This is a genomic window from Acidisphaera rubrifaciens HS-AP3 (assembly GCF_000964365.1).
Lineage (GTDB): Bacteria > Pseudomonadota > Alphaproteobacteria > Acetobacterales > Acetobacteraceae > Acidisphaera > Acidisphaera rubrifaciens.
The window spans coordinates 1-6,244 of the sequence record NZ_BANB01000072.1; the positions used below are offsets into that span (position 1 = coordinate 1).

Sequence of the window (6,244 nt, forward strand, 5' to 3'; positions counted from 1 at the left end):
TCCGGGCGCGCACCGCCTGCCGGCAGCAGCAGGCAGGAAGCCGCCGCGCAGGCCAGCGCCGCCCGGCGCGCGCGCCGCCTCAGTGCCGTGTCGTTCCGCGCCATGCCCTGCCCGCCCCCGACCTCTGGAACTCACCCTGGTTTGGGCACACACTTGCCAACCAAGACAGGCACGGCGCCGCGCGCCCAGCCCGCACAAAGATCATAACGGAGGAAACCCGAGCCATGAGTTCCGCCCTCAAACTCACTCCGGATCGCAGCTTCTACCCCTCGGCGCGGCTCGCGATGCAGGGTCCGCCGGAAACCCTCGCCTATGTCGCCCTGCTTGACCCCACCACACGCCGTGCCGATGCGCTTGCCGTGGTCGATCTCGACCCGGCCTCCGCCACCTACGGCCAGCCGGTCCACCGCCTCGAAGCGCCGTTCAAGGGCGACGAATTCCACCATTACGGCTGGAGCGCCTGCAGTTCCTCGCTCTATCCCGCCTCGGGTCACGCCTTCAGCGAACGCCGCTACCTCATCGTCCCCGGCATCCGCTCCTCGCGCATCTATGTCATCGACACCAAGCCCGACCCGCGCGCGCCGAAGGTCGTCAAGATCATCGAGCCCGAGGAAATCTTCCGCAAAACCGGCTATTCCCGGCCCCACACCGTGCATTGCGGCCCCGAGGGCATCTACATCAGCGCCTTGGGCGCCGCCGGCGCGCGCGGCGATGAAGGCCCCGCCGGTATCTTCGTGCTTGACTGCAACAGTTTCGAGGTGCTCGGCCGCTGGGAAATGACCCGTGGCGATCAATTCGCGCATTATGATTTCTGGTGGAACATCCCGCAGAACTACATGGTGTCCAGCGAATGGGGCGCGCCGCCCCTGTTCGAATCCGGCGTCGTCCCCGAAGCCCTGATGGGCGGCAAATACGGTCACAAGCTGCACATCTGGGATCTGGCGGCGCGCAAGCACACCCAGACCATCGATCTCGGCGCCAACCACCAGATGGCGCTGGAGGTGCGCCCCGCCCACGATCCCGCCAAAACCCATGGCTTCCTCGGCGTCGTCATCGACAACACCAACCTCGAAGGCTCGATCTGGACATGGTGGAAAGAGGGTAACGAGTTCCGCGCCAAGAAGACCGCCGTCATCCCGCCGCAGCCGGCGGACCCGGCGCTGCTGCCTGACCTGCTCAAGCCCTTCGCCGCGGTGCCGCCACTGGTCACCGATATCGACCTCTCGCTCGATGACCGCTTTCTGTATGTCGCCTGCTGGGGCACCGGCGAGTTGCGGCAATACGACGTCTCGGACCCGATGGCGCCGCGTCTCGCGGGGTCGGTCCAGGCCGGCGGGCTCGCCGCCCGCACCGCCCATCCCTCGGGCGCCCCCTTCCACGCCGGTCCCCAGATGATCGAAATCAGCCGTGACGGTCGCCGCGTCTATTTCACCAATTCGCTCTACAGCACCTGGGACGACCAGTTCTATCCGGGCGGCGTGCCCGGCCAGATGGTCAAATGCGATGTCGGTGAGGGTGGCGGCATCACCATCGACAAGGATTTCCTGATCGCCTTCCCGGACGGCTACCGCGCCCACCAGATCCGTCTTGAGGGCGGGGATTGTTCGACCGAGAGCTTCTGCTTCGCCTCGGCGTGAGCGTCGGCCCATGATGTCCGCCGGCCTGATCTGGTCCATGGCGGTCGTCATGGGGCTCTATCAGGGCGTGAATCCGGGCACCGGCTGGTTGCTCGCGGTGGGCAGCGGGCTGCAAACCCGCTCCCGCCGCGACCTGTTGCGCACCGCGTGGCAGCTCACGCTCGGGCATTTCCTCGCCATGGTGGCGCTGCTGCTGCCGCTGGCGCTGCTGCTCGGCCTTCTGCTCGGGGGCCATGTGTCCGCGCGCGCCGTCATGGCGTTCGGCTGGGGGTTCAACTTCGCCCTCATCGCCTTCGGGCTCTACAAGCTGCGCCACCCCCAGCATCCCCGCTTCATCGCACGCATCGGCCCGCGCCACTGGGTCCGGTGGTCATTCTGGATGGGCATGCTCCATTGCGGCTCCCCGCTCATGATGATCCCGGTGCTGGTCAACCTGGTCCTGCTCGGCGCCGGTATGGGCGGCGCCGTGATATGCGGACCCCGTGCGGGGCTGCTGACCAATCTCTGGCTCGCCCTTGGTCTCAGCGCCGCCATGGCGCTGCCGCTGCTGGCCACCGCCAGCGTCATCGGCCTGTGCGTCTATCAACGGCTGGGCCTCGCCGCCCTCACCCGCTACTGGGTGAATTTCGAGCTGTTCTGGTTTCTCAGCTTTTTCGCCATGGCCGCCATGGGCCTGTTGATGGCCTGACCGGCCGGTCAGCGCGGGCGGCCGCCCGGGAAAGGCCGGATCAGCGGATGGCGGCGATCTGCCGCTCGCTCATCGCGCGGATGAAGTCCGGCAGGGCGATGAAGCGCACGGCGTCCAGGAAGGACGGCGCGTTGCCGCCGTCGACGGCGATCGCCCACAGCAAAAATTGCCGCACCGCCGCCGCCGTCGCCGCGTCCGGCTGGTGCGCCGCCACGACGGCGTATTCGTAGTTGATGAGCGGATAGGACTGCGCCCCCGGGGCGTAGACGAGGCTGAGCCGCTCGTCGGGCGGGGTGCGCCGGTCGAGCCCGTCGGCGGCGGCGGCGATGGTCGCGGCCGTGGGCAGGAGATACTGGCCGTCCTGATTCTTCAGCGGCGCGGTGCCGAGCCCGGCCTTGTCGATCGCGTCGTGGAAGCTGATGCCGAGATAGGCGACCGCATAGGGCGTGGCCGCGAGCAGATGCAGCACGCCGGCGTTGCCGTCCGCCGCGCGGGCGCCATCCACGGCGGGCCATGCGACGGAGGTGCCGTAGCCGACCTCGTCCTCCCAGCGCTTGGTCGAGAAATCGAGGAACTGCGTGAAGACGAAGGTGTCGCCCGAGGCGTCGGCGCGTCGGAGCGGGATGATCGGCTGATGCGGCAGGTGCAGCCCGGCATTCTGCGCGGCGATCTCCGGCGCGTCCCACATGCGCACGGTGCCGTCATAGATGCCGGCGAGCGTCGGCCCGTCGAGGCGCAGCGTGCCGCCCAGGCCGGGCAGGTTGTAGTTGACCGTGAGCGCCGAGATGGCGAGCGGGATGTTGAGCACGCCGGGATGGGACGCGGCCTGATCGTCGGACATGTAGGCGTCCGAGGCGCCGATCTGCACCCGCCCCGCGAGCGCCTGCTCGATACCGGCGCCGGAGCCGGTGGCCGCGGCGGTCATCGCAACACCCGGATGGGCGGCGGCATAGGCGGGGATCCACCGCTCGAACAGCGGATAGAGCAGGGTCGAGCCGGTCTCGTGCAGCACGATGTCGGCGGCCCGGGCCGGCGGGGCGTGGGCCGCCAGCAGCGCGAGCGCGAGCGTGGCGGCGGCGGCGCGGGGTCGGCGTGGGGTCATCCGTGCCTCTGTGCGGCGTGCGGGTGGGACGGCGTGGGGGGCGGTCATCACTCGCCGATGCGGTCGAGGTTCACGCCGGTCGTCTCGATCCGGTAGAGCCAGGTGACCAGCGCGCCGAGGATCGAGGTCGCGACCAGCCCGTACAGCAGCGCCCGCGTGCCGATCGCGGCGAGCAGGATCGGGAACAGGAAGGCGGTCGCGACGGCGCCGATCTTGGCGAAAGCGGCGGCGAAGCCCGCGCCCATGCCGCGCACGGCGGTGGGGAACACCTCGCCCGCGAGCAGGTAGGTCTGCGCGTTCGGGCCGATATTGGTCATGAAGTTGAACAGCATGAAGCCGGCGAAGATCAGCGCGATGCCGGTCGCGCCGGGGAAGTCGATGGAGAAAGACGCCAGCAACAGGCCGGCCGCGCAGCCGAAGAAGCCGAAAATCTGCAGGCGGATGCGCCCCAGCCGGTCGGCGAGCAGCACCGCGAAGGCGATCCCGACGATCAGCAGCGAGGTGATCAGCGCCGCGCCCTTGGCCGCGAGGATGCCGTCGCTGATCAGGTCGCTCACGCTGCGGACATGGTCCGACCCGCCGCCGAGGGCGGCGGCGAGGATGGTCGGCGTGAAGATGCCGATGCCGTAGGTGCCGAGGTCCTGGATGAACCACGGCACCGAGGCGAAGAGGGTGGCGCGCCGGTTGCGGCGGTCGAACAGCGACCAGAAGGACGGCTTGGTCTGCGTCGCGTCGGCCGCGCGGCGCATCAGGCTGATGCTGGTCGGGTATTGCGGCGTGCGCACCAGCAGGCGCGTGACCGCTGCCTCGGCCCGGTCGTGATGGCCGCGCGCGGCGAGCCAGTTCGGGCTTTCGGTGATGAAGAAGCGCCCGATGGTCACCAGCAGCGCGGGGATGATGGCGGTCGCGAACATCCAGCGCCACGCCGACAGGTCGGGCACCAGCACGAGCACGAGGCAGCCCACGCCGGTGCCGGCGAGCGCGCCCACCGCCTGGAACGCGAAGGCGCCGAGCACGAGCCGCCCGCGCGCCAGGCTCGGGATGCTCTCCGAGATGATCATGTGCGCGGTCGGATAGTCGCAGCCCAGCGCCATGCCGAGCCCGAACAGGCAGACCGCGAGCGAGAGGAAGTTGTTGCAGACCAGCAGCAGGGCGAGGAAGGCGCAGAAGATGATCATCTCCGCGATGAACATCCGCTTGCGCCCGAAATAATCCGACAGCCCGCCGAGCAGCACGGCGCCGAGCAGGATGCCGGCGAGGCTCGCCGCGCTGACGATGCCCTTTTCCGCCGCGCCGATATGGAACTGGCGCACGATCAGCGGCAGGGCGACGCCGGTCATGAAGACGACGAACCCCTCGAAGAACTTGCCGGCGGCGGCGAGGCCCCAGATGCGCCACTGCATCGCCGTCATCGGCGCGGCGCGCAGCCGCGTGCCGTCCGGCCACACGGGCAGTTCGTCGATATAGTCCTGCACCGTCTTGCCGGCGCCCGTCGCGGGCGGCAGCGTCTGCGCGGCATCCGTCATCGGTCTTCCCCCGTCCGGGCCATGCCCGTGCCGACCCGGCCCCGCAGCCCAAGCGGCTTCGTTGCCGCCATGCCCACCGGGCCGGACGGCGGCAGTGAGCCACGGCGTTGGCGCCGGGGCACGTGAAGGTTCGATGGCGGTGGGGGCGCCCGCCCCCGGTCAGCCCCGGGGAGCGAGCGGGACGGTGTAGGTGGTGGCGGTGCCGGTCAGGCAGGGCTCGCCGTTCTGGTTGCGGATGGTGGTGGTGAGCTGACAGATCGGCTTGTCGTCGCGGACGGCGGTGATCTCCACGCGGGCGGTGATCTCGTCGCCGACGAGCACGGCCTTGGTGAACTTCCACTCGACGCCGAGGAAGACGGTGCCCGGGCCGGGCAGGTCCTCCGCCACCACGGCGTTGAGCAGGCCCGACGTCACCCCGCCCTGCACGATCAGGCCGCCGAACACCGACGCCTCGGCGGCGGCGCGGTCGTAGTGGAGCGGGTTCCGGTCGCCGGTGATCTCGGTGAACAGCGCGATGTCGCGCTCGGACACGGTGCGGCTTCGCTCGGCGCTGTCGCCCACCTTCGGCATACCGTTGATGACGCCCGACCAGCCGGACATGTCGTCTCCTCCCTCGCTTAACCGTCGATGCCGGCGGCTGCCCGCGCCTGCGCCCCGGCGAGGGCGTGTTCGCGCAGCAGGGCGCGGCTCGCCTTGCCGGTCGGCCCCACGGGCAGGGCCTGCGCGATGGTGATGACGTCGGGCAGCTTGAAACGTTCGATGCGCGCGGCGGCCCAGGCGCGCACGGCCCCGGCGGTGAGCACGGCACCCGGGCGCGGCACCACGACGGCGTGCAGCGCCTCGCCGAGACGCGCGTCCGGCACGCCCGCGCACAGCGCCGCGGCGATGTCGGGGTGGGTGGCGAGCAGGTCGTCGATCTCCTGCGGCGCGATCTTGTTGCCGCCGCGCGAGACGATGTCCGTCAGCCGGCCGACCAGGATGACGCGGCCGTCGGGGCCCGCGCGCGCGAGGTCGCCGGTGCGGAAATGGCCATCGTCGAGGGCGGAAGCGGTCAGGGCCGGATCGTCGAGATAGCCGAGCATGCCGTAGGGCGTGCGGATCCGGAGTTCTCCGGCCTCGCCCGCGGGCACCGCGCCGCCGTCCGGTCCGGTGATGCGGAACGTGACGCCAGCCGTGGGGCGGCCGATGGTGCCAGCGTCCGCCGCATCCGCCCCCTCCCCCGCCGGCTGGGCGTGGAAGTCGCAGGAGCCCGTCTCCGTCAGGCCGTAGAGGTCATGCAGGGCGGTGCGCG

The 6,244-nt window shown here is 70.3% G+C and carries 6 protein-coding genes; 2 read left to right on the forward strand and 4 right to left on the reverse strand.

The window, feature by feature from the left end:
* Positions 1–1,637 (forward strand): selenium-binding protein SBP56-related protein (locus B8460_RS02440; protein WP_241771080.1); only part of this gene is annotated, 1,637 nt, incomplete at its 5' end.
* 10 nt (positions 1,638–1,647) lie between these two features.
* Positions 1,648–2,325 carry a hypothetical protein gene (locus B8460_RS02445; protein WP_048859983.1) on the forward strand — a complete coding sequence of 226 codons (678 nt, stop codon included), beginning with the start codon at positions 1,648–1,650 and terminating at the stop codon, positions 2,323–2,325.
* A gap of 40 nt (positions 2,326–2,365) precedes the next feature.
* Here B8460_RS02445 and pstS read toward each other — a convergent pair whose 3' ends face one another.
* From pstS to B8460_RS02465, 4 genes are all read right to left on the reverse strand, one after another.
* On the reverse strand, positions 2,366–3,427 hold the full coding sequence (gene pstS / locus B8460_RS02450) for a phosphate ABC transporter substrate-binding protein PstS (RefSeq protein WP_048859984.1): 1,062 nt from the start codon (positions 3,425–3,427) through the stop codon (positions 2,366–2,368).
* A 47-nt stretch (positions 3,428–3,474) separates the two neighbouring features.
* The gene (locus B8460_RS02455) at positions 3,475–4,953 is read right to left on the reverse strand and encodes an MFS transporter (RefSeq protein ID WP_048859985.1); all 1,479 of its coding nucleotides are present in this window, start codon (positions 4,951–4,953) and stop codon (positions 3,475–3,477) included.
* 159 nt (positions 4,954–5,112) lie between these two features.
* Complete coding sequence (locus B8460_RS02460) at positions 5,113–5,553, reverse strand: MaoC family dehydratase (RefSeq protein WP_048859986.1); 441 nt, start codon at positions 5,551–5,553, stop codon at positions 5,113–5,115.
* Positions 5,554–5,570: 17 nt separating this feature from the next.
* Positions 5,571–6,244: class I adenylate-forming enzyme family protein (locus B8460_RS02465; protein ID WP_048859987.1), on the reverse strand; the 674-nt coding region annotated here is incomplete at its 5' end.